We start from the raw sequence: 24,640 nt of genomic DNA, 5'->3' as shown, positions 1-24,640 counted from the left end.
TCTGCGGTGACGGTGCAGGGCATTGATTGCCAAACGATGGAGCTGACTGGCGAAATTTTTGAAGGTACGGTCAAGAGCGACAAGGGCGACTTTGGCGTTGACGATGTGAACCTCTCGGCGACATGCGCTTTGTTCGAAGTGACCGGTTATTACTTCAATGAAGTGACGGGCAAAAAGTCGGCGAACGAGGTGACGCTCCATGCGCTCTCGGATTTGAGCGACCGCAAACACGTGAACATCAACATGCTCACGGAACTTGAATACAAGCGCGTGATGAATCTCGTGTCGGAAGAAAAAATGTCGTTTGCTGATGCGAAAAAGCAAGCTGAAAAGGAAGTGCTTGCTTCGTTTAATGTAAATGGCGATTATGCGTTGTCCGAAGACTTGAACATCTTTGAAAATGGCGATGGAAATGCGGCGCTTTTGGCCATGAGCGTGCTTGTGCAAGTGTCGGGTGATTCGAGCAAGAATGTGGATGTTGCCGAACGCGTGGATAACTTTGGTACAGCAATTGCAGAAAATGGTTCTTTGGATAATTCCGCAAAAACGGAAATGGCGGACTGGGCCGCTACAGCGGAGTCGAACGGTCAAATGGCAAAGATTCGTAGGAATCTTGAAAACTTGGGCTACGCCGAAAAGATCGCATCGTTTGAAAATGTTGTAGAAGATTTTGCGACTGGTGTTGCTTCGAGTGAAAGTTCTTCTAGTGTTGCGCTTGGTGCCGGAACTTCGTCTAGCAGTTCTTCGAGCGAAGTAAAGCAATCTAGCAGTAGTTCCTCCGTCGTTCTGAGCTCCAGCGAAGAATCCAGTAACAATACAAAAGACTCTTACTTGAATCCAGAAATTGAGTACGGTGAATTGACGGATACTCGTGATGGACAAGTTTACAAGACCGTGAAAATTGGTGATCAGGTGTGGATGGCGGAAAACTTGAATTATGAAAATGGAAATAGTTTGTGCTACAGTGACGACACTACTGAATGCAGTAAGTCCGGTCGTCTCTACATTTGGGATGATGCAAAAGATGTTTGTCCGAGTGGATGGCATTTGCCTGATCTGTTAGAATGGGATGTTTTATACTCTGCGGTGGGTTCTCGGAAAGAGACTGCACGAAATCTCAAGTCAACCAGTGGTTGGACTGAAAATGGAAACGGTGTTGATGCATATGGTTTTTCTGCATTACCTGTTGTTTTTTGGGAGGGTTCGCAATTCTTTACCGAGGGTAGTTATTCGATGTTTTGGACTTCTACAGAATGGAATGCCGATAATGCATATATGCAAGAATTTTACATGCTTTCTGATTCGATACAAAATGGTCCTTTACCCAAGAAAATGGCAGTCTCCGTCCGTTGCATTATGGGTGATGGTAAAGCGGTGGATGTGTCCAGCAGTAGTTCTGCGAAATCTTCATCAAGTGACGCGGATGGTTTCGACTGGAGCCTTGCTAAAGAATCTTACTTGAATCCTGATATCAATTATGGTGAAATCACGGACTCCCGCGATGGCAAAATTTATAAGACTGTGAAAATTGGTGATCAGACATGGATGGCGGAAAACTTGAACTACACCGATAGCGTACAAACACCTAGTCTTAAAGGAGGCATGTGGTGTTATGACGATCAGCCTAAAAATTGTGATGTCGGTGGAGCTTTTTACACATGGGCTGCAGCGGTTGATTCCATCGCTTTATACGATGAAAGAGGCTTAATTTGCGGCGATGAAAAAGAATGCCGTGTTTCTGCAAAGGTGCAGGGAATTTGTCCTAATGGTTGGCATTTGCCGGATACGACAGAATGGAGAACTCTAATTAAAGCTGTTGGTGGCAATTCCAAAGCAGGAACCGTCCTCAAGTCTCAAAAAGGGTGGGATATGATCAAGGCTAGCAGCAGTAACGGCAATGGAACGGATGCCTATGGTTTTGCGGCATTACCTGTAGGCCTTAGCAATGATGGAGACCATGGTGGATTCAGCTACGACGGAATAATTGCCCTTTTTTGGACAATTAATGAAGCTTCTGGCTGGAGTGGTTTTAGAGCCATATCGGCTAATTTTGAAAATGTCAATAACTTTGTTTCTATGGGGAGTAACGGCACTTCCAAATCTTCGGGAATTAGTGTTCGCTGCATAAAGGATTATGATTCTGTAGCAAGTAGTTCTAGCAGTTCCGCTGCATCGTCGAGTTCTGTTGAGGTGTTACCGCCTTGCAAGACGGAGACTGAGGACAATTGTGAATACGATACTTTGACTGATGACCGTGATGGTCGAACTTACAAGACGGTGAAAATCGGCAATCAGATTTGGATGGCGGAAAATTTGAACTATGCTTATTTGCAGTCAACAGAAAACATGGATTCCACCAGTTTCTGTTATGATAATGATCCTGCGAATTGCGATAAGTATGGTCGCCTTTACATTTGGGCTGCTGCAATGGATAGTGCAGGCTTGTTGAACGATGATGCTAAGGGCTGTGGCTATGACGTGGACTGTTCTCCGAAATTCCCGGTTCAGGGAGTTTGCCCGAGCGGCTGGCATTTGCCAAATCAGGCCGAATGGCTAACTCTGTATTCTACGGTGGGAAGCAAGAGTCTTGCGCTCGAGGCTCTCAAGTCGCAGAATGGCTGGTGTAACAATTCGAATGGAACAGATGCTTTCGGTTTTTCGGGATTGCCTGCTGGTTACGGTTACGAGGGATCCTATGGCAGTTTCAAAAATAATGGTTGCTACGCAGTTTTTTGGACTTCTACGGGGAATAATCGCTGGTACGCAAACTATGAGGAATTGTATTACGAAAAAGAATATTTGTCTTCTGGCAATAAACTCTACAGTTTTTCCATCCGTTGCGTCAAAAATTAGAGAGTGAAAAAATTAATACGTGTTTGGAAAAGGAGTAGATATTAGATGAATACGCTGTTGCTTAAGAAAAGTCTCCGCATTGTAGAAACTCTGATTGTCGGGGCTATGCTTTGGGCATGTACATCGTCTAATGATGATGGCGGCTTTGCTGGCGGTTCTTCGGACGATGCCGGCGTTTACGCCGTCAAGGATTTGGACGTGGCGGGTGTCTCGCAGAAGGGCCCGTTTGTCAAGGGCTCTGCGGTGACGGTGCAGGGCATTGATTGCCAAACGATGGAGCTGACTGGCGAAATTTTCGAAGGTACGGTCAAGAGCGACAAGGGCGATTACGATGTTGGCGGAATTACGCTTTCGTCTTCGTGTGCGGTCTTTGAAGTGACCGGGCTTTATCTTGATGAATTTACGGGCGCACAAACGACGGAACCAGTAACGCTTCGTTCGCTAGTGAATCTCAAAGATCGAAAGAGCGTGAACGTCAACGTGCTTACGCGATTGGAATACGACCGTGTCGTGAAACTCGTGTCCGAACAGAATGCGTCTTTTGCAGATGCTAAAAAACAAGCTGAAAGCGAAGTGCTTGGCTCGTTTGGTATCGCAAAAATTTCGGACAATTTTGAAGACTTGGACTTCTTTAAAAAGGGCGATGGAAATGCGGCTCTCCTTGCGGTAAGCGTGCTTGCGCTTGCTTCGGGTGAATCTGGCAAAAATGTGAATGTCGAGGAACGTTTGAACGAATTCTCCACCGCAATTTCAAACAATGGTTCTTTAGATGATAGCACAAAGACGGAAATTGCAAATTGGGCTGCTTCCGCTATGGCAAACGGCAAGATTGATACAATTCGTAAAAATATTGAAAGCTGGGGTTATGCCGATGAAGTTCCCGAGTTTGAAAAGTTTGTTATAGAGCGAGACTCCCTTGTCGATACACGTGATGGGCAAGTTTACAAGACTGTAAAGATTGGTAATCAGGTATGGATGGCTGAAAATCTCAATTATGCGGATAGTGTAAAATCCCCAATTTTGGAGGGCAACAGTTGGTGCTATAACGATTCTTCAAAATATTGTGATAAGTATGGTCGACTTTATGCATGGTCTGCGGCGTTAAATGTATGTCCTGAAGGTTGGCATTTGCCTGATACTACGGAATGGAATACTTTGTTTGAATCTGTCGACAATCCATATTTTGTGGGTAGAATTTTAAAGTCAAAGAGTGACTGGCAGTTGGGTAGGAGTGGACCTGAAGGCATAGATGCGTTGGGCTTTAATGTTTTGCCTGCAGGTGCTGGACATACTGGGAATTTTATTGGCTTGCGTGTTTATGGACATTTCTGGAGCTCGGATTTGGCAAGAGACGGTGTTATTTATGCCATCCGCTTTGGTTATGATGAAGATCAGCCTGCTATAACACTGGAATATGAAAGTGATGGAGGATTGTCTGTTCGTTGCTTAAAGGATTAAATCAAGGAAGAAAGGATAATAAAATGAATTTCAAAAATGTGACTCGAGTTTTGTTAGCTGCGCTCGCCGTGCCTGCGTTTGCCGCGAACGGAACCATGAAAGGCGACGGCTCTGCAGAAAAGCCTTTCGAAATAGAAGACTATGAGGACCTCAAAGCAATAGGCTCGGGTGCTTATCTATATTCTTCGAATTACGTTGTGGCAAAAGACATTGATGCGTCTGCTTCGAAGAGTGAACGATGCGATGGCGATGACTGTAGAGGTTTTATTCCGATTGGGAAAAATAAAGATGCGGTGGACAGCACTGTTTTCTGGGGAACAATCGATGGAAAAAATCACATCATCAAAAATTTGAAAATCAACAATGGATACTCGGGTGAATCGGGCTTTATTCAAACATTGATTGGCTCTGTAGTCAACTTGAATTTTGATAGCTTGGATGTAAAAGGCGAAAGTCGTAATGCTGGCGGTGTCGCTTCGGCTCTTGTGGGGACTATCCAGAATGTGCATGTGACCCATGGCAAAGTGTTTGGCTATGAACGTGTTGGTGGAATTGTAGGCAAGGCGATAGATAAAACTGGGTATGCTCCGGTCAAAGGCTATGAAGATATGACTCCCGTTTTAAGGAACGTTTCGTTCCAGGGAGAAGTTGGGGGATACCAGCAAGTTGGCGGCGTTGCAGGTATAATAGGTGTTGATGTCGATAGCCTTGTTGCTGATGTTGATATATCTATAACATATAAAGATGCTAAGGAAATTGGAGGAATCGCTGGGTATAACTATGGGCATATTCAAACGAGTCATTCTAGCGGAAAAGTCATTGTTACGGCTCCTAAAGTGGGCGCCGTTGGAGGGCTTGTTGGTGAAAGTTTCAAGGGCCTGATTGAACACAGCTATTCTTCAATGGATGTTGAAGGCCGTTATTCTGTAGGCGGGTTGGTGGGCTATAACGAAGGCTCCATTTATGCGTCGTATGCAACAGGTTCTGTGAAAGAATATGGGGATGAATCCAATGGCTTCATGGCTCCAGATTATGCAGGAGGACTTGTTGGTTCTAATTATGGAAAGATTTTCGTCTCTTATGCTCTTGGCTCTGTCATTGGCGATGAAAGAGTTGGAGGCCTTGTTGGTCAAAATTCTGGAGAAATCTATTACTCTTATGCTCGGGGGAATGTAACTTGCAAATCGGTTATTGATGAAAGTGTTGGAGGTTTCGTTGGTTTTAATTATGGCGAAATTTACTCTAGCTATGCCGCAAATACCGTTGAAGGTATCCATGTTGGAGGGTTTGTAGATTTAAATGAAAGTGATGTCGTGAATTCTTACTGGGATGCGGAACTGTCTAAAATTGATAGTAGCTCTGGCGGCACGGGGCTTAAGACAAAAGAAATGATGACGATGTCTTCTTTTGCGGGGTGGGACACTCTTGGATATTGGATGTTTGAACGTTGCGAAGCTTCTAAGTGTGAAATTGATGATGAACTTAACGGGTGCTTTTGCAAAAAGGATTTTATCAAGTTCTGGGCGATAGATGAAGGCAAATCTTATCCATACTTGAACGATGGTTTTGATCTGGATGATTATTATTGGTATCAGCATTTATGGGGTATTTACTTAAATTCCGTAGAACAACCTCCCCTTCGGATTCAAAATCAAACGATTGTCAAAACGGCATCTTTGGGTGCTATGTTCCAAGGTGGTAGTGTTGCGCTCCGCTTTGAAATTCCAACTGCCGCTTCTGTGAAGTTCTCGCTTGTGGATATGCAGGGCCGAGTGGTGCGGGTGTTTGATCTTGGTCGCCGAGCAACGGGTGCGCATTTCGAATCGCTTGATGCTGGAGAAATTGCCCGGGGCCGCTATGTTGGCGTGCTGCAAGTGGGCGGCAAGGCTACCGAAAATGTGATGCTCCTGAAAAAATAGTTCTCTAATTTTTTGATTGACGATTCGATAGATCCGTGGGTTAAATAGCCTGCGGGTCTTTTTTTGTTTGAAGTTTTTTACAAAATATTTTGGACCAAATAGCTGAAAAAAGCGTGTAAATATAGTGGTAGAGGTGTTCTCTACCGCTTTAAAGGATAAACTTATGAATAGAGAACAATTTGGCTTTTTTCTCAAGAAACTTAGAACGGCTAAAGAACATGGACAGGATGTTGATTCTGTTGTCAAAGAACATGAAAACGAGAATGTTTATTTTTATAACGACAGTTGCATAAAAAAGATTCTTGCGAGTGAGAAAAACATTGCACTTACAACGGATCTCATAAATGCTTCTTTAAACCTACTAGGTGCGGATCGTGTTGCTCATCCTAAGCTTGTGAATCCATTTATTCCTGGTGAGCTTGGCTATAGAAATGTTGAACCAGACCTCTTGCTGACTAATGAGCGGGAGGAAGGGTATCCACGCGACCGTATTTCTATTGAAGTTCAGCATGAAAGCAATATGGTTTATAGAAACCGTGTTGTGCTTTATGTGTCCCGTCTCATCAGTAACATGGTTCGGAAAAATGATCCGCCTGTCCTAGAAAATCTTAATCTCATTAGCTTTCAGTTTACAGATGCCTATCCTTGGAGTGTGTCACGCAATTATCGCCATACGGTACAACTCCGAAATCAGGAACAGTTGCTTTATTATGATCGTCAGACTATTACGATTGTTGAAGTAAATAAGTTCTTTGCACATGCTGATGCGTTTGCTGATGACCGCAGCCGTCTTGCTCAGTGGCTCCGGGCTATAGACACTCTTAATCGAGAGTCTGATTTTGGGGAGTTTGCAAATGATCCTGTTTTCAAGATATTGCAAAGTGAGGTCAAATTGAGTAATTTTAGTTCGAGGTATCTTATGACTGTAGATATGAGCGATTTTGATAAGTCTATGGCAGTGTTTTCCAAGCAGGAGCAAATTGCAAGGAAAATGCTTGCTAGAAATATGTCTCCTGAAGAAGTCGCTGAAGTGACGGATATCCCTTTGTATCTTGTTCGTGAAATCAAGAAGGATATGGAGTTGGCGAAAGCATAAATGCTAACTCGTTTTCGTGAATATGAATGCCGGTCCTTGAGGCCGGTTTTGCTTTTTTATGTGATATAGCTCCCATGGTCTAAGATCATGGGTTGATATTCCCCTCAAAAAATATATGTTTGCTTAAAGGTTCTCATTGGGGTATTCGAGGGGTTTTGATGAAATTGAATTTTCACAGTCTTGCGTTTAAACAGACTGTCTTGATATTGCTCGGCATCACGGTGATCTTTGTCGCGATGATTTTTATGCTTCAGCAGCAGGTCAGCTCGAGGATGTCGGAACTCATCATGGCACGTGGTCAGGAAATCAGTGAAAAGCACGTGTCTTCCATCGACAATATCTTTGAAGATAACGCCGCGGTTGTGAAAAATATCGTGGCTATGCTTGAACGTGGTGATTTGAACAAGAAAAACGTCGAGGAGTTTTTACCGGCGGAATACTTGCGCGCTCATGAGAAAAATTCAGTTGCGTCTGCACTGTTTATTGCCTACGAACCGGAGCGGAATGGCCGCGAGTTCATGCGCATCACGGGTCATGGTCTTGAGGGTAAGGTCATGGAAGTGAAGGACTACCGCGAAATGCCGTGGTACAAACAGTCCATCGAGACGGGCAAGGGCCAGTGGTACGAACCGTTTATTGGCGTTTATGCGGACCAGCCAGTGGCGCTTTTTGCGATGCCTTTTTACCAGACGCTCCCCGATGGTTCCAAGAAATTCAAGGGCGTTGTCGGGCTTGATATTTTTGTCTCGTTCTTGCGCGATGCGGTCTCCTCGATAAATATTGAAAACTCGGGATATGCGTTTATCCTCTCTGCCGAAAACAGGTTTGTCGCGCATCCGCGCGATGAATGGGTTTTCAAGGAATCGCTCCATTCGCTGGCGAAGGGTCATGAGGCGGGCTTGTCTGCTTTTGAGAGTGCGGTCCGCGATTTGCGCAGCGGACTTTTGCTCGGCAAGACGTTTAGTGGCGAAAAGGCTTGCATCTATTTTTCGCACATGAAGGTGGACGGCTGGATTTTCGGCGTCGTGTGGCCTGCGGATGAATTTTTTGCAAAACAACGTAAGATGGCATCGGTGCTCGGCATACTTGGCTTGGCGAGCTACATCATGATGATTGTGCTGGTGCTAGTGATTTCGAGCCGCGTGACGCGACCGCTCAAGGCGCTTGCAGGGGTGGCGAAGCGTTTGGGCCAAGGCGACTTTGACGTGGAGATTCCGCCGGTCGATGGCAAGGACGAAATTGCGGAATTTGCAGATGCGTTTGTCCGCATGCGTGATTCGCTCAAGGAAAATATTGAAAAGCAGAAGGGCGCCGAACGTGTGGCGAGCGAACTGGAGATGGCTCGCAAGATTCAGCTCGGATTGCTTGCGCGTAGCGATGATGACGAGGGCGTGAAGGATGCCCGCCATTTGCTCTCTCCGTTTATTTTACCTGCAAAAGCGGTGGGTGGCGACTTCTATGATTTTTGCAAGGTCGATAAGGACAGACTTGCCTTCTTGATTGCTGATGTATCGGGCAAGGGTGTCCCGGCGGCGCTGCTTATGATGTCGGCACGCTCGATGCTCAAGAGCGTCTTGCTCGCGGGTACTTCGGTGGTGGATACGTTCAACGTTGTGAATGACCGCTTGGCGTTCCGCAATTACCTCAACATGTTCGTCACGGTCTGGATGGGAGTTCTCGATTTGCGGACGGGTGAGGTGGAATTTGCATGTGCGGGGCATAACCCGCCGGCGATTCGCCGTGCAGACGGTACGGTTGAGTTTGCAAAGAGCAAGCCCGGTCTTGTGATTGCCGCGATGGAAGGGACGCGCTACAAGCGCCAGACGCTCAAGCTGAATCCGGGCGATACGATTTTCTTGTACACGGATGGCGTGACCGAGGCGACGGATGCGAACGAAAATCTGTTTGGCGACGAGAGGTTACTGCAGACGCTCCGTGAAGCTTGCGGCATGGAACCTGCCGAAATTTGCCCGTTCGTGAAGTCTAGGATCGATGCGTTTGTGGGCGACGCTCCGCAGTTCGATGACATCACCATGCTCGCACTCAAGTTCGTGGGCAAGACTTAATTCGAGAATTTGTGCAGAAAAGGAGGTGCCCGCTCGTCCCCGTCAAGCGAGGACAGGTAGGCGGGCATGACATCTTTGGCACGGAATGCGCGCATGTCGGTAAATGAAAAAAGACCTCGCGAATGCGAGGTCTTTTTCGGGTGGATGACCGGACTCGAACCGGCAACATCCAGAATCACAATCTGGGACTCTAACCAATTGAGCTACATCCACCATGTAGCGAGACCAAATATAAAAAAGCCATCCCAAATTTCAAGGGATGGCAACAACTTTTTTCCAAAAAATTTGTTTTTAGCGCGTAGCGACTACTTTTTCTGCATGATTCGGAGGAAATTTGCACGCTTGAAGTCGTTTCTGTGTTCCATGCAGAAGCGCGGATACACATACTGCTTCGGGAAAATGCGGATCGTGAACGTGTTGTTGCAGCCTTCGAGGCAGCACTTGAATTCCAAGTCCATGGCTTCCGTGTAGTTGTGGCGGAAAATGATGTTCTTGGATTCGATGTTCTCGATATCCTTCTTTTGCTTTTGACGCTGCTTGATGTCGCGGTGCAGTTCGCAGTACTTCGCGATCGGGTGACCCCAGAATTCACGGCCGCAACCGGGTTCCTGGCAGACTTTGAGCTTGATGCGTTTCTTCTTTTTGTACTTAGGTAATTGCATAGAGACCTCAATTAGTAGTAAAGATAATAAAAATTGGTCTTTTTGTAAAAAAGTTGAATTTTGCGAGAGAAAAATCGGACCAATTTCGCGAAAAAAGCGTGTTATATAAGTAGGGACAGTTAAAAAAGGACGCTTATGAAGCTTTTTTGGATTTTGGTTGTCACGGCGGTGATTAACGGCTGCATGTACGTGAGCGGGTCGGCGGAGGGTGAATCGTCGATGCATGCGACGGCGATTGACATGGGGCAGGGGCTTGCGGTGCTCTTCGAATATGGCGGGCGCTATGCGATGTACGATTTTGGGCCCGATTCGGTCGGCGTGGTGGATTCACTTTTGGCCCGCGGGGTCGATACGCTCGATTGGGTGGTGCTGAGCCATAACCATCGGGATCATATTGGCGGTTTTTTGGAGCTTGCGGGGCGGGGCGTTTTTGTGCGGCGTCTGTACATGGGGCCGGATACGGCGGGCGCGTTCTTTCGCGATAGTGTGTTGCGGGTGGCGAGAGCGCTTGGAACGCCAGTGGATACGCTATTGCGAGGCGAGAACGTAAGTTTTGGGGGTGGGGGTAATGGCTCTGCTGGCGGGGAATGTGTGCTTGGGGAATGCGCGCGCTTTGAAGTGCTGTGGCCGGCGAGCTATTTGCGCGTGGGCGAGAATCGCGCGAGTGTGGTGTTGCTCGGGAAGTTTGGCGCAAGCAAGATGCTTTTGACGGGCGACCTGGATTCGGTGGGCGAGCGCCATTTGCTCGAGATGAATCCGACGCTTTCGGCGGAACTTTTGCAGGTGGCACATCACGGTTCGGCAGGGAGCAATACGCTAAGCTTCTTGTCGAAGGTGTCGCCAAAGTATGCGTTTGTGAGTGTCGGTGCTGGTAACGGTTATGGGCATCCCGCACCATCTGTTGTACGTAAACTGAACTTGGTGCTAGGCGATTCTACGAAACTTTATCGCACCGATTTGCAAGGTTCCGTTCGCTTTGAACTCTCGCCGAGCATGGGCGTTTTGCACTAGAAATGACTGGATTCTTCCACTATCGCTTCGCTCTAGTGTCAGAATGACGAGAGTCGTGACGGCTTCACCGTACGTTGTCATTCCCGCTTCCGAGCACTGTCATTCCGCACACCGATACGGAATCTCCATCTCGTTTGTTGCGCTTTGTCCTCCCGGACTCCATGTCACCCCGGACTTGTTCTCTTTGACCACTTAGAGCTTCAGCTCTTATGTGGTCATGATCCGCGAATGGGGACGGGGCGGGATCGCCATCTCGTCATCCTGAAGGAACATGTCTTTCCGCATTCGTCATCCTGAAGGAACGAAGTGACTGAAGGATCCAGTTATTTTTTATATTGTTTTCATCGCATTTTGGGTATTCGCGAGGTTTTCGAGGGTTATGGTTCACAAAATTCACATCCCGGTGATGGGCATTTGCTATACGGCGGACACGCCGATTCGTGTAGCGCATTTGGGAATCACGTCGGTGATTTCGCTTGTGGATGATGGCCTCCTCGAAGAATACCGCATGGCTTATGCAGAACGCTTGGGTCTTGATTTGGGCTCTCCGCAGACAACCCGCATTGGCCGCATCCGTTCGTATTTGGATTTTGTTGCAGACGAAGTAGAACGCAAGTTTACACGTCTTTGTGCGTGCCGCTTTGATGGCGGTAGCGACAAGGACCTTTATTTTCTGATGCTCCCGCTGGATTCCAGGCTCCGCGTAGAATACGATGGCATTTTTGCAAAGACGGGGCTTGCCCGCATTGCAGCCGAGGCGGCTCTTACCGAGAAAATGGAACCGGGCGAAATCCAGGCAAACATCATGGTCGGCTTGAATCATGACGAGGCTGCGTTTGATGCCGTTCGCGGCTTTGCCGCTTCGAAGGTGTCGGGCGCGCTTGTGCTCAGCGCGGGCGTGAACTTGTCCGTCTTCGAAGAGATTGCAAAGTGCAAGGACTTTTACAGGACGGGTACAAGACCTCCGAAAAAGAAGATTATCCTGAAAGTTTCGGATTACCGCTCGGCGCTCATTCAGGGCCGCTATTTGGCAAAGAAGGGCTTGGAAGTTTACGAATACCGCATTGAATCGGGCGTGAACTGCGGTGGTCATGCATTCTTTGAATCCAAGAAGTTGTTGCTCGATGTTGTCCGGGAATTTGTCGAAAAGCGCAAAGAGCTTTTCGAAACCACGCGCTCGATGATTGCTGCAAACGTCCCAGTGCAGGGAATTCTCCCGCCGCCGTCGCCTGCGCGGATTACCGCGCAGGGCGGGCTTTGCGCTCCCGAAGACATTGCTCAAGTCTTGTCGCTCGGGATTGATGGCGTGGGTGTCGGGACTCCGTTTTTGCTTGTACCGCAGGCGACCAGCGTCGATAAGGAAACACGCCGATTGCTCGCGAGCGCAAAGCCCGAAGATGTTTGCATCAGTCATGCATCACCGCTTGGCATCCCGTTCGTGAATCTGCAAACATCGACGGCGGCAAGAATTTGTGAGCAGAAAATTCAGGAATATTTCGCGCCAGAATCAGAAAAATCTGGAAGCTCTGAACTGAAACCCGGATTCCCGTGCCGTCAGCATTACCTTTGCCAAAACATCCCCGGCTTTGACCATCCCGTTTGCATGGCGTCTCGCGAGTACGTGATGCACCGTCTCGCTGAAATTGACAAGCTTGAACAAGAAGATATTGAATCATGCAAAATGCAGTCGCACCATGCGGTTGAAAATCATGAAAGGTCGCGAGAATCCGGTGCCGCTAATGCTTGTGAAAATTCAATGGCAGAAATTCGCAAAAAGTACGACAGGCTTCGCCGAGTCACGCTTTCGCGTGAATGCATCTGCCGATTCCTCGGGAATGCTGGCCGCGAAGAAATCCGCGAAAAAAGTCCATCGCTCCATTACCAGCCGGAATGTGTTGCTGTCGCTCGTGGCTCGCAGCATGCTCGCACTCGCGAACCGATTACCATTTGCCCGAACCCGGACATTGGCTATTTTGATCGCGAATACTCGCTTCTAGAAATGATGCAGCACCTTTACGGCACAGGCAAGCGCCTTACGCCCAAAGACAAACCAAGCGCCTTCGAGGTCGAAGAAAAAATTTTGAAATCGGTGACTTAATTGTAAAAGCCCTGGATCCTTCGACTCCGTTACACTTCGCTCAGGATGACACGGGACGTTTCCTTCCTACTGTCTACTTTCGACTATGTTCTAGTCTGCAAAGCCGATACGCGCCTGGAAGTGGCATTGCGTCTTGTCGTCGGCGTTCATCCCGAAAATGTAGGCGTGATGGTTTGTGTTCTTGAAACGCACGATATTCACCTTGCCTCCGAGCGGAATCTGCGAAATGTAATTTATCTGTATTGAGCGGATTCTGCGGCTCTTGAGTTCCTGCGCGTCGAGCGAGTTTGTCACCCAGTCCACATAGCGGCAGTGGTTCACGTGCTTGTTCATGTCCAAGTCACTGTACTTTGCAATTTCTGTCGCTACAATTTGCGGGTCGACTTGCGGGTCCAAAATATCCATCATTTCGGGGAGCGCGTTCTTGCCCTGAATGAGCGGAATCGGGTACGGTGCGTTGGCTGGGTTTTCTGCCTTGCCGGTCTTCATGTTCACCAAGAGCCACGAAGAAGTCGCCTGCGCGATGGAGTGCCCTTGCGCATCGAGGATGGAATAATCCTTAAGACAAACTTTGTCCTTGATGATGTCTTTTGCCCACGTCGAGATGGAAAGCTTTTCGCCCCAGACCGGGTGGTGCAACAGGCGAATCTTCAGTCGCGTGATGACCGTAGTGTAGCCTGCCTTCATCATCTTCCATATCCCAAAGCCGTTCTGTTCGGCATCGGCGATGGCGGTTTCTTCCATGAACAAGAAGAGATTTGAAAGTTTGAGTCGGCTGTGGTGGTCGCAGTCCGAGAAACGCACTTCAAAATTTTTGGTAGTGACTTCCGGTTCCATGATATTCCTCACGTGGTTGTGTGATTTTCGACTCGCTTTCGCTGTACCCGAAAAAACACGGTATGATAATAATGTATAATTTTTCTTGTATGAACGACTCTCAATTTCGCCCTAGTTTTAAACAGCTTGACGCTTATCATTCATTTAATGGTTCTATCCGTGTTCCGGGGTCCAAAAGCATTACCAATCGTGTGCTTTTGATTTCGGCCATTGCTAACGGGACAACTCGCTTGCACAACCTGCTGCGTAGCGACGATACCCGCTATATGGGCGAGGCTTTAAAACGTCTTGGCGTGAAGGTTGATTTTTCGGACGATTATACGGATGCTGTTGTTGAAGGTCATGGCAAGCCGTTTGATGCAGGCAATTTCCCGGTTGAGCTTTATCTCGGGAACGCCGGTACGGCGATGCGCTCCTTGACGGCCGCTCTTTCGCTTGGCTGGGGCAAGTTCATCTTGCGTGGTGAAGAACGCATGGGCGAACGCCCGATTCGCGACTTGGTCGAGGCTCTCACTACGCTTGGTGCCGACATCAAGTATCTGGAATCCGAAGGCTACCCGCCGGTTCGCATCAAGGCCGATGGTCTCAAGGGCGGCGATGTGAGCGTTCGCGGTAACATTTCGAGCCAGTACCTCACGGCCCTTTTGATTTGCGCTCCGTACTGCAAGACCCCGCTTCACATCCATGTGGAAGGCAAGCTGATTTCTGCACCGTACATTGAACTCACGCTCGATGTGATGAAGTGCTTTGGCGTGAACGTGCGCCACAATGACCTGACGGACTTCTATGTGCCGCAGGGCGTTTACCAGAGCCCTGGTGACTACTATGTAGAGAGCGATGCTAGCTCTGCCACTTATCCCCTTGCTGCTGCCGCTATTTCTGGCGGTGAAGTGAAGGTCTTGGGAATCAGTGAAGATAGCATCCAGGGCGATATTGCCTTTATCGATGTCCTGAAGCGCATGGGTGCCGAAGTTACTCCGAGCGTGGAACCTAGTGGCGAAAAGTGCATTATCTGCAAGGGACCTAAAGACCGCCGTTTGCGTAGCCTTGGCGATTTTAGCGCTGTCGAAATTCCTGATGCCGCCATGACGCTTGCTGTGCTTGCTCTGTTTGCGGATGCTCCGACGACGATTCGCGGCATTGGCAGCTGGCGCGTTAAAGAAACTGACCGCATTGCAGCCATGGTTGCTGAACTTCGCAAGGTTGGTGCGACCGTTTCCTCTGACATGGATTCGATTACGATTGAACCGCCGAAGGAACTGCAACCGGCAACAATTGAAACTTACAATGACCACCGCATGGCAATGTGCTTTAGCCTTGTCTCGCTCGGTGGCGTGCCCATCAAGATTCTCGACCCTGCGTGTGTGAACAAGACTTATCCCCAATTCTTTGAAGACTTCGGAAGACTCGCCCAATGATGAATCTAGCCCAAAAGATAGTTGCCTCAAGTTTTGCACGGCTTGCGTTCTGCGCTTGCCTTGTGTTTGGCGCCTTTGCTACAGAAGCCATGGCTTCGGACACTCTTTCTATTTGGGTTATGGACAACGGCCTTGGGTCAAAGAATGCCATGAAGCGTCTTGTGAAGAAGTTCTATCGCGAGACGGGAATTCCTGTAAAGTTGACCTCATTGAGCTGGGGAGAAGCTTTCAGAAAAATTACGCTCACATTTGCGGATTCGAACGATGTCGCTCCTGACGTGATTCAGCTTGGTTCCACGTGGGTTCCGCATTTTGCAGCGGCAGGCGCGATTCGCCCCATTGATAGTTTGATTTCGAAAATCGATACATCGCGATTCTTGGGCGAAGGCCTCCGCAGTACGCATATTTCGGGAAAGCCCGAGACGTATGCGGTGCCTTGGTTTATCGATGTCCGCGGCTTTTTTGTGAACGAGCGCATTTGGCAGCAGCTTGGTTTTGACGATTCTGATTTTGAATCGTATGCGCATGTGCTTGGCGTCTTGAAGACGATTGCAAGTTCTGACTTGAAGACGGAAGCTGGTGTCAAGGTGACTCCTTTTGCGCTCCCCGGTAAAGACGACTGGACCGGCCAGCAGTGCATGGCGCCGTTTGTCTGGAGCCATGGTGGCGATTTTGTCGTGCCGTCTGGCAAGGGATATCGCAGTGCGCTCTTGGATTCGAATACGCTTGTTGGCCTTGCGCTTTATGCAAAGATTATGGGCGATGCGCAGATGGCGCCTCATAGCTTGTTTGAAAATTCATCTGAAAATGCCGAAGGTTTTGTTCGTTCGGAACGCGTAATCCACTATGGAACTTCTGAACTGATCAAGCAGTTGGAATTCCCGGAACAGGCGGGTGGCCTTGCCAATTCGGCCATCGCAAAAGACGGCATCAAGGTGATGGATCTCCCGGCAGGTTCGCACGGAAAATTCTCGTTCATGGGCGGTAGCCATTTGGCTCTTGGCAATAAGAAGGATACGTCCAAGTATGCGCTTGCCGAACAGTTGCTTGCCTACATGCTCCGCGCCGACAATATCGATGCGTTCTCTCGTCAGGTTGGGTTCTTGCCTGCTGACCGTAGCATTCTCCACATCTGGAACCGCGATTCCCGTTATTCCAAGATTGTTGCTGAACTCGAACACAGCCGTAGCTTCCCGAATATCCCGGAATGGGGCGAAGTTGAAAAAGTCCTGATCGACCTTTCGAATAACATGGGCGCTTTGTTTGTAAATACGAAGCATCAGAAAAAGCGTAGTGCCGCCCTTGCCCAGATGGTTTACGAGGCCAATTCCAAGATTAATGAAATCCTGAACCATTCGGATTCCTTGAACGGTTCCGAAAGAATGCACTGGGCACAGCACATCTTTTTACAGGACTATAATGAAATTTATCCCAAAAGTGCAGCGGAGATTATTGGCCGCAGTGAATTGCCGCTAGTGGATGAAATTAAGGATAAAATCGGCTCTTGCCGTTATTTGCTGATTTCTGTCGGTGCTGGATTTTTGGCGCTTTGTATTGTTTTGACTTGCTTTAGAAGAAAAAAGAAGAAGTGATTTTCATCCATGAATAAGTTGTTTAAAGTTACGTCCCGTCTGCTGCCGTTTCTTGTAGCACCGCTTTTTGCCCATGTCAATGTAGCCTCGTATAAAAGCTACGTGGATTCGCTTTTGCCAGGGACGACGTTTGGGATGTCTCTTCGCTCTGTCAAGATGGGGCGAGAAATCGGGAACGTGAAAGGCAATGAGTTCTTCACTCCGGCAAGTACGCTCAAGACTTTGACAACGGCAGCCGCTATTCATTTTTTGCCGCTTGACTATGAACCGAAAACGGATGTTACGGTGCTTGGCGATATCCAGAAGAGTACGCTCTTGGGCTCTATCCGCATCCGTGGTGAAGGCGACCCGAATATTTCTGCAAGGTACTACGACGATCCATTCTACATTCTGAATGCAATGGCGGATTCCATCCAGGCGATGGGCATTGATACCATTGTTGGGCGGATTGATTTGGACACGAGCTATTACACGGGTCCGTGGAAAGCGGAAAACTGGCGCCGCAATTATTACGATTCTTGGTATGGTGCGGAAATTGGCCCACTTGGCTTTAACGATAATTGCGTGACGATTCGCTTTTGGCCGGGGTACTTCCGCGGCGATACGGCCGTAGTCTCGATTGAACCGGATGTAAATTACGTCAAGGTCGTGAACAACTTAAAGACGGTCAAAGGTCTCAAGAAAAAATGGGTGTATGCGATTGACCCCGACAAGTCCATCATTACGCTCGGTGGGACGATTGGCGAGGATGTCGATTCTGCAAGTATGGTGCTCCCGATCCGAAACCCGATTGGGTATTTTAGGGCGGCATTCATGTATGCGCTCAAGAACCGTGGTATCGTCTTTAAAGAAGATAATCCTAAAGATGATACCGAGCTTAAAACCTTCTCGTTCTCGGCAGCTCCGCTCCTGAGCATTCTCGATGAAATCAATCAGCGCAGCCAGAATTTCCATGCCGAAACGCTGTTGCGCAATCTCGGTGCACAGATTATAGGCGAGGGCAGTGTTGAAGGTGGCCGTGAGGCAGAACGCAAGTTCCTTAAGGAAATAGGACTGAAAGCGGCCGATTTTGAAGTTTTCGATGGCAGCGGTCTTTCTCCGGAAAACAAGGTGAAACCCTCGACGGTTACGAGATTGCTTGCTAAGATGGCTCGCCATCCGAATGGTCAGTACTATATCAACAGCTTTGCAAGTCCAGGCGTGGGCTCGGGCGCAAAGCGCATGGTGAATCTGGAAGCCCCGTGGCTTACCCGTTTTAAGACAGGCTACATTGCCGAAGTCCATGGCTTGGTGGGCTACATCTACACGGTCGATGGCGATACGCTTACGGCGGCGATGTATTTGAACGGAACCAACACCAATCCGGATTGCAAGAGCAAGGATGTTCTTGATACGCTTTGGATGCGCCTTATCAGCTACACCAACAATAATTACAAGTCGCTTTTGCAAATGAAGACCTTGTGGCTCGATGCACAAGGTGTTAGCGGACTCAACAAGCGTCTGGATTACTTCTCTAAAATCCTGATTGGGACTCCGTATAAACTTGGACCGATGGGCGAAGGCCACTTGGACCCGGTTGAAGATAAACCGTTAATTTATCTAGACTCCGTGGATTGCGTGACGTACCTGGAACATGTCGTTGCGCTTGCGATGGCGAAAAGCGAAAAGTCTTTGTACAGACAACTCCAGCGCCTTCGTTACAAGGGCGGCAAGGTGAGTTTCCTCAATCGTAAGCATTACCTGCTCGATGACTGGGTGGGTGAGGGCAAGTATGCAAAGGTCATCCCGATGGAAGGCGAAGTTTCTGTTGAACGCACTATGCCCAAGAAAGAGTTCTTTGAAAATCACAAGGTGAAATTTGCGGGCAAGGAAAAGCCTATTCAGGTTCGTTATGTGCCGTTGGACAAGGCTATTGAAGTGGCTAAGAAAACTCACAAGGGCGCAATGAAGGTTCTCGGTATCGGTATTGTCGGATCCTCCGATAAAATCGACCTTACGCACACGGGATTTGTAATTTATTATCCGGGTCAAAAGCCGGTGCTGCGCCATGCTTCATCGCAAAAGAAACAGGTTGTCGAAGTCCCGCTCGCCGAATACTTGCAGACCCGCAAAGTCCCCGGCGTTACCTTCTTCAAGTTTATACAGCATTAGCTGTTAGCCATTGGTCAATAGCTGATTGTATTTTGTCATGCCCGCCGCCGAGCGGGCATCGCCTTACACGGTACTACAGCAAAGAATCTAGCGCGACTATCGCCACGAGGCTGTAGTCGCCTTTTTTGTCTTCTGGTGCAGTGGCTTCGTCGAATGCGTTGTTTTCGAAAATTGTCCAGGCGTCGGGTGCCCACCCGTAGGCGTTCATCGTAAGCTCGTTGCCCATTGCGATTTCGGCTACTTCGACCTCTTCCCACTTGATGTTCCCGGCGGGCGCCTTGTAGTAGCGCAACATGCCAATCGCGTCCATCGTCTCGGGGTGGTTGTCCACAAGCTCGTAAACGCAGTCCTTGTAGCTCTTGCCGCTCACGCGAACCACTTGGTACGTTCTGTTGTCCTGAAGAAATTTTGAAAGATCATCGCGATGCATGTTGATTTTTGCATCAGGGCTGAAAAATGTTGTGAGTTCGCGAAAAACTTCGGAATCTTCTTCGAGAAGCGGCGCAAGTCTCTTAATCTGCGATGTAATTTCTTCAGGCATGGCCTAAAGATAAGAAATTTGTATTTTACGGGAGCGCGCAAAAATGAAACGCCTTGATTTGACCTCGTTTTTAGGGGTAAATTGTGAGTTAATTTTGGGCGTAAAGTTCGCTTTTTATGGTAGCTCTTACTATCTTTATGGCGAAAAAGGGCTCCAGGGAAGTACCTTGGGGAAACCGTTTCGGTTGTCAAAGAAATAAAACGAAGGATTTATGGCAAATCGTGTTGTTATCGGCTCCCAGTGGGGCGACGAAGGAAAAGCCAAGGTTGTAGATTTCTTAACGCTCGATGCAGATATCATCGTGCGTTTCCAGGGCGGCGCTAACGCCGGTCACACTGTGGAAGTTGGCGACAAGAAGTTCGTCTTCCACCTTATTCCCTCGGGCATTATGCACCCGGACAAGATTTGCGTCATCGGTAACGGCGTCGTGCTCGATCCGATCCAGACTCTGAACGAAATTGCTGACCTCCACACGAAGGGCATCAATCCGGAAGGTCGCTTGTTCATCGCTAACAACGCACACGTCGTGCTCCCGTACCACTCTACCTTGGACAAGGCCAAGGAAAAGAAGGCCGGCAAGGCTGCTATCGGTACTACGGGTCGCGGTATCGGTCCGTGCTATAGCGACAAGGTGAACCGCATCGGTGTCCGCGTGGGCGACCTCATGGACGAACGCGAACTCCGTCCGCGTGTCGAAGCTATGGCTAAGGTCCACAACGAAGAATTCAAGGTGATGTACGATGTTCCGGAAATCGATCCGGAAGTGGTCATCAAGGACTACCTCGAACTCGGCCAGAAGATCAAGCCGTTCGTTGCCGACGTGAGCGAAATGCTCTACAAGGCTTTGAAGGAAAACAAGCGCCTCGTGTTCGAAGGTGCTCAGGGCACTATCCTCGACGTTGACCAGGGGACCTACCCGTTCGTGACCTCCAGCAACACGGTTGCCGGTTACGCAAGCTGCGGCGCAGGCATTGGCCCCACGGCTATCAACCAGGTTGTCGGTGTCGTTAAGGCTTACACGACTCGCGTGGGTAACGGTCCGTTCCCGACGGAACTTTTGGACGAAACGGGCGACACGCTCCGCAAGATCGGTAACGAATACGGTGCAACGACCGGTCGTAACCGTCGTTGCGGTTGGTTCGACGCTCCGGTGGTCCGCAAGGCTGCCATGGTGAATGGCCTTACGCACCTCGCTATTACCAAGCTCGACGTGCTCGATACATTCGACACTATCAAGATTTGCACTCACTACGAATGCGATGGTGAAACGATCGAAAACTTCCCGAACCAGCTTTCCAAGGTCGGACGTTGCGTGCCGGTTTACGAAGAAATGCCGGGCTGGAAGTGCGATACCACCAAGTGCCGCAAGCTCGAAGAATTGCCGGCTAACGCTCGCAAGTATCTCGACCGCATGGCCGAACTTGTTGGCGTGAAGATCGGTATGATTTCTATCGGTGCTAAGCGCGATCAGAGCATCGTTGTTGATCTCGACTAAAATAAAAAGGGGAAAATAGAATGGATACATCCGCTGTTGATTTGTTGAAGGGCGTCGAGCTCTTCTCGGAGCTCAATGAAGAGCAGTTAGGGATGATTGCCAATCTGGTAATCGTCAAGAACTTCAATCGCGATGAAACTGTGGTCCTGGAAGGTGACGATTCGGTGCAGGCTCTGTACTTGATCGCCACTGGTTCTGTGCAGGTCTATATGACCGGCATCGATGGCCGCGAAACCATTTTGTCTTTCCTAGAACGCGGGGACTTTTTCGGGGAAATGTCGCTGATTGACGGCGAACCCCGATCCGCCTCCGTCCGTACGGTGACTGATGCTACTTTGCTCGTCATTCATCGTGAATCGTTCTTGAGCCTGCTTCGCAAGTCTCCTGAGATTGCCATGGCGCTCATGAGCGAACTTTGCAAGAGACTCCGCAAGGCTAACAAGCAGATTGGTTCTCTTTCGACCATGTCTGTGTCTGGCCGTGTGGCAGGAACGCTCCTCAACTTGATGCAGGAACGTGGTGTCCGTATCCATACAGATAACGGAAACATGGTGACTGTTATCCATAATCGTCCGACGCAGCAGCAACTTGCTGACATGTCGGGTACGACTCGTGAAACGGTAAGCCGAATTTGTTCTTTGCTGGTAAGGGCAAATGCCATTGCGATGACCGGCAAGGATATCGTCATTTTTGACGAAGATGCGCTTCAAGAAAAAGCCACTAAGGGCTAAACCCAAGAATTTGTTATGAATAAAGTAAAGTCGCTTTGGAACAAGGTTAGACAGACCGCCATTTTCAAGGCTTTCGTCATTTGGATCGTTGTCGTAATCGTGCTTGTCGTTATGGTCGATAAGCTTTTGATGCCTGCATTTGCAGGGGCTTTCGCAAGTACGGGCAAGGTGCCGAATCTCGAAGGCATGACGGAAAAGGCCGCAGAAACGGCATTGACGGAAGCGGGCTTTAAGTTCGAATGGGTCAAGGAAGGCCGTTACAGCTCTCAGGTGCCGGCAGGCATGGTTCTTGTGCAGATGCCCAAGGCTGGCCGCACGGCAAAGATCGGCCGTACCGTAAGACTCACGAAGAGCCTTGGTCTTCGCAAGGTGATCATCCCGGATTTGCGTGGCAAGAGCCAGAAGCAAGCCGATATCTCGCTTGCCCGTGCTGGTCTTGTTAATGGCGGTACGATCCAGGGCGCACACCAGAGCATTCCCCGTGGTGTCGTAATCCGCACGATTCCGATTGCGGGCGATACGGTTCGCGTTGGCGATACGGTGAAAGTCGTGATTTCGGCTGGCGTTACGACCGGTAGAATTTTGCTCCCCAATTTTGAAGGAATCCTCATGGACGAAGTTTATCCGCAAATGGATAGGCTCGGCTTCAAGGTGGGGTCCGTTAAGCGTCAGAAGAGTGAAGATGGTGCACGTCCCGGTTCTGTTCTTGAAACGTCTCCGAAGTATGGGGACTATCTGAAGCCGGGTTCGCGCGTGAACTTTATTATTGCTGACTAGAGTTGTTTTGGGAGTTTTTAATGCGTCATGCCTTTTTTACATGGGTGCTTTCTTTAGGAATGGCAGCGCTGTGCGCCTGCTCTTCTGCACCTGCAAAAAAGGATGATGTTAAAGCTCCGGTTTTGACTGCTGCGGATTCCGCCCTCATAAAGAAGGCCGTCGAGGCTAAAGCCGAAAAGCCCAAGGTCGAAGTGGACCTGGAAGCGGCTCATGAATTTTTCTTCCTTGCAAAAAGCATGGAAATGCGTGGCAACCAGCGTGAGGCAGATTTCTTCTGGAAACAGGCTTATAAGGCAGACCCGACAAGCCGCTATTTAGGCTTTGGCGTGGCAGAACGCTTGGTCGCTGCCGGTGAAGATTCTTTGGCTCTTGTCGAAGCTAAAAAGGCCTCCCAGCTTAAGGGCAAACGCACTGCTGCTCAGTATGCCTTACTTGCTCGACTCTACGTGAAAACGGGCGAAGCCGATTCTTGCCGCAAGTACTTTGTGATGGGGCTTGATTCTTCGCATTATCAGGACATGGCCTTGCTTTACGATTATAGCCTGTTCCTTGAAGCCGTCCGCGATGAAAATGAGCTTGTCCGCATTTATGATCTTCTTTTGCCGAAGGTCAATTACATCTCTACATTGTTCCAGCGCCAGCTTTCGCTCCTCCTGGATCTTGGCCGTGATTCCGCTGTTGTTGAACTTTTTGGCAAGGCTCATGAGGCGACCGGCGATAAGCAGATGCTTTTGCAAAAGGTCCGCGGCCTTATGGCGATGAAGCGCTTTAAGGAAGCCGCCGCCATTGTGGATACGCTTACGAGCGCCAAGCCCGAAGACGAAGAAATGACGATTATGGTGCTCCCGTCTATGACGGGCGACAGCGCCTATGCATTTGCCCGAAAGAAGTATTTCGAAGACGGCGTCAAGACACCTGCAGTACTTTGCTTTATCGGTCAGTACGAATACGACGTCGATATGCGTGACAGCGCCAAGGTCCACTTGCTCGCTTCTGTCGACAAGTTGCAGGGCCAACCGAAATATGCTAACCGCGCTTTCCTCGGGCTCGTGAATATTTTTGCAAGCGAACAAAACTATGCACAGGCTATCAAGTACGCCGAAAAGTCCGATTCCGTCTCGAACGGCGATACGAGAATGCTGCTTGCCTCTGTGTATGCTCTTGCCGACAAGTACGACAAGGCGTTCCCCTTGCTCGATTCCCTCATGAAATTCTGGGAAACGTGGAAACCGCTCCCTGGTGTTGTCGATTCTGCAAATCTGGTGCAACTGAAAAACGAGGCGCAAATCAAGTATTTGCAAGTTCTCGACATTTATTCGAGAGCGCTCATCGGCGAAGCCTTGGACCTTGAAAAAAATCCGAGAGCTGATTCTGCCAAGAAGGCCAAGGCTATTGATAACCGTACCAGAGCTCAGGCTATGCTCGACAAGTTCTTTGCAAAGGATTCTTCGTATAGCCGTGTGCGCCTTTCGATAGCCATGAACCTGGAACGCCTCAAGCGCTATGATGAATCTTTCCGCCATTTTGAAGTCCTTTTGAAAATGCCTGAATTCTCGCCGCATGAGATGGCTTCGACTTTGAATTATTATGGCTACTCGCTCATCGAACTGAACCGTACGCCAGCCGAAGTTGAAAAGGGCTATAAGCTTGTGCTCGATGCGCTTGCCATGGAAAAAGATGGCGAATCGAGGGACGCTTACCTTGATTCTAAGGCTTGGGGCCTGTACCGCATGGGCCGCTATGACGAAGCTTATCAGGCTATGCAGCTGATTGACCATAGCAAGATGAGCCGTGATGACGTGTTCTGGGAACATATGGGCGCCATTCAAGAAGCTCTCGGATTGAAAAAGGATGCTCGCAAGTCCTACAAGAAGCTTTTGAAGCTGAACCCGAAGCACCCTGCCGCCTTGAAGTTCTTTGGTAAAAAGAAGTAGG

The 24,640-nt window shown here is 49.0% G+C and carries 17 protein-coding genes and 1 tRNA gene; 14 read left to right on the top strand and 4 right to left on the bottom strand.

The genetic code is table 11. The features are described from left to right. The 5 genes from B7991_RS14250 to B7991_RS14230 form a co-directional block, all read left to right on the top strand. On the top strand, positions 1 to 2,853 hold a 2,853-nt coding region (locus B7991_RS14250), incomplete at its 5' end, for a fibrobacter succinogenes major paralogous domain-containing protein (protein WP_141099883.1). A gap of 45 nt (positions 2,854 to 2,898) precedes the next feature. Further along, positions 2,899 to 4,311, top strand: a complete 1,413-nt coding sequence (locus B7991_RS14245; protein ID WP_088631424.1) for a fibrobacter succinogenes major paralogous domain-containing protein — start codon at positions 2,899 to 2,901, stop codon at positions 4,309 to 4,311. Positions 4,312 to 4,334: 23 nt separating this feature from the next. After that, the gene (locus B7991_RS14240) at positions 4,335 to 6,230 is read left to right on the top strand and encodes a GLUG motif-containing protein (protein WP_088631423.1); all 1,896 of its coding nucleotides are present in this window, start codon (positions 4,335 to 4,337) and stop codon (positions 6,228 to 6,230) included. 163 nt (positions 6,231 to 6,393) lie between these two features. Continuing rightward, positions 6,394 to 7,326 (top strand): PD-(D/E)XK nuclease family transposase, encoded by a 933-nt coding sequence (locus B7991_RS14235; RefSeq protein WP_141099882.1) that lies wholly within the window; start codon positions 6,394 to 6,396, stop codon positions 7,324 to 7,326. Positions 7,327 to 7,484: 158 nt separating this feature from the next. Beyond that, entirely contained in the window at positions 7,485 to 9,392 is a 1,908-nt protein-coding gene (locus B7991_RS14230) for a SpoIIE family protein phosphatase (RefSeq protein ID WP_088631421.1), read from the top strand. 139 nt (positions 9,393 to 9,531) lie between these two features. On the opposite strand, the gene B7991_RS14225 is transcribed toward B7991_RS14230, so the two are convergent. Further along, positions 9,532 to 9,605, bottom strand: a tRNA-His gene (locus B7991_RS14225). A gap of 92 nt (positions 9,606 to 9,697) precedes the next feature. Further along, positions 9,698 to 10,054, bottom strand: coding sequence for a hypothetical protein (locus B7991_RS14220; protein WP_088631420.1), 357 nt, complete (start codon positions 10,052 to 10,054; stop codon positions 9,698 to 9,700). 135 nt (positions 10,055 to 10,189) lie between these two features. Here B7991_RS14220 and B7991_RS14215 point away from each other — a divergent pair, with 135 nt between their 5' ends. After that, positions 10,190 to 11,065: a ComEC/Rec2 family competence protein gene (locus B7991_RS14215; protein ID WP_088631419.1), complete on the top strand. Its 876-nt coding sequence runs from the start codon at positions 10,190 to 10,192 to the stop codon at positions 11,063 to 11,065. Positions 11,066 to 11,444: 379 nt separating this feature from the next. Further along, positions 11,445 to 13,163, top strand: coding sequence for a hypothetical protein (locus tag B7991_RS14210; protein WP_088631418.1), 1,719 nt, complete (start codon positions 11,445 to 11,447; stop codon positions 13,161 to 13,163). A 90-nt stretch (positions 13,164 to 13,253) separates the two neighbouring features. Here the strand turns inward: B7991_RS14210 and B7991_RS14205 are convergent, their stop codons facing one another. Continuing rightward, complete coding sequence (locus B7991_RS14205; protein ID WP_088631417.1) at positions 13,254 to 14,000, bottom strand: acyl-[acyl-carrier-protein] thioesterase; 747 nt, start codon at positions 13,998 to 14,000, stop codon at positions 13,254 to 13,256. 89 nt (positions 14,001 to 14,089) lie between these two features. On the opposite strand from B7991_RS14205, the gene aroA reads away from it, so the two are divergent. From aroA to dacB, 3 genes are read left to right on the top strand one after another with little or no spacing between them, the layout of a single operon-like run. After that, complete coding sequence (gene aroA, locus B7991_RS14200; RefSeq protein WP_088631416.1) at positions 14,090 to 15,418, top strand: 3-phosphoshikimate 1-carboxyvinyltransferase; 1,329 nt, start codon at positions 14,090 to 14,092, stop codon at positions 15,416 to 15,418. Next, on the top strand, positions 15,415 to 17,010 hold the full coding sequence (locus B7991_RS14195; protein ID WP_088631415.1) for an extracellular solute-binding protein: 1,596 nt from the start codon (positions 15,415 to 15,417) through the stop codon (positions 17,008 to 17,010). The genes aroA and B7991_RS14195 overlap by 4 nt, the downstream gene beginning before the upstream one ends. A 9-nt stretch (positions 17,011 to 17,019) precedes the next feature. Further along, a complete protein-coding gene (gene dacB, locus B7991_RS14190) occupies positions 17,020 to 19,161 on the top strand; it encodes a D-alanyl-D-alanine carboxypeptidase/D-alanyl-D-alanine-endopeptidase (RefSeq protein ID WP_088631414.1) in 2,142 nt (713 codons plus the stop codon). 73 nt (positions 19,162 to 19,234) lie between these two features. Here dacB and B7991_RS14185 read toward each other — a convergent pair whose 3' ends face one another. Further along, entirely contained in the window at positions 19,235 to 19,702 is a 468-nt protein-coding gene (locus B7991_RS14185) for a hypothetical protein (protein ID WP_088631413.1), read from the bottom strand. A 211-nt stretch (positions 19,703 to 19,913) separates the two neighbouring features. On the opposite strand from B7991_RS14185, the gene B7991_RS14180 reads away from it, so the two are divergent. The 4 genes from B7991_RS14180 to B7991_RS14165 are packed head-to-tail and all read left to right on the top strand — an operon-like array spanning position 19,914 to position 24,639. After that, positions 19,914 to 21,197: an adenylosuccinate synthase gene (locus B7991_RS14180; RefSeq protein ID WP_088631412.1), complete on the top strand. Its 1,284-nt coding sequence runs from the start codon at positions 19,914 to 19,916 to the stop codon at positions 21,195 to 21,197. 20 nt (positions 21,198 to 21,217) lie between these two features. Then, positions 21,218 to 21,928: a Crp/Fnr family transcriptional regulator gene (locus B7991_RS14175; protein WP_088631411.1), complete on the top strand. Its 711-nt coding sequence runs from the start codon at positions 21,218 to 21,220 to the stop codon at positions 21,926 to 21,928. A 15-nt stretch (positions 21,929 to 21,943) separates the two neighbouring features. After that, on the top strand, positions 21,944 to 22,705 hold the full coding sequence (locus B7991_RS14170; protein ID WP_088631410.1) for a PASTA domain-containing protein: 762 nt from the start codon (positions 21,944 to 21,946) through the stop codon (positions 22,703 to 22,705). Between the two features lie 20 nt (positions 22,706 to 22,725). After that, complete coding sequence (locus B7991_RS14165; protein ID WP_088631409.1) at positions 22,726 to 24,639, top strand: hypothetical protein; 1,914 nt, start codon at positions 22,726 to 22,728, stop codon at positions 24,637 to 24,639. Position 24,640: the final 1 nt, after the last annotated feature.

Source organism: Fibrobacter sp. UWB3, from assembly GCF_002210405.1.
Classification (GTDB): domain Bacteria; phylum Fibrobacterota; class Fibrobacteria; order Fibrobacterales; family Fibrobacteraceae; genus Fibrobacter.
Note: the sequence above shows the minus strand (reverse complement) of the source record. Positions and strands in the feature narration are given on the sequence as shown.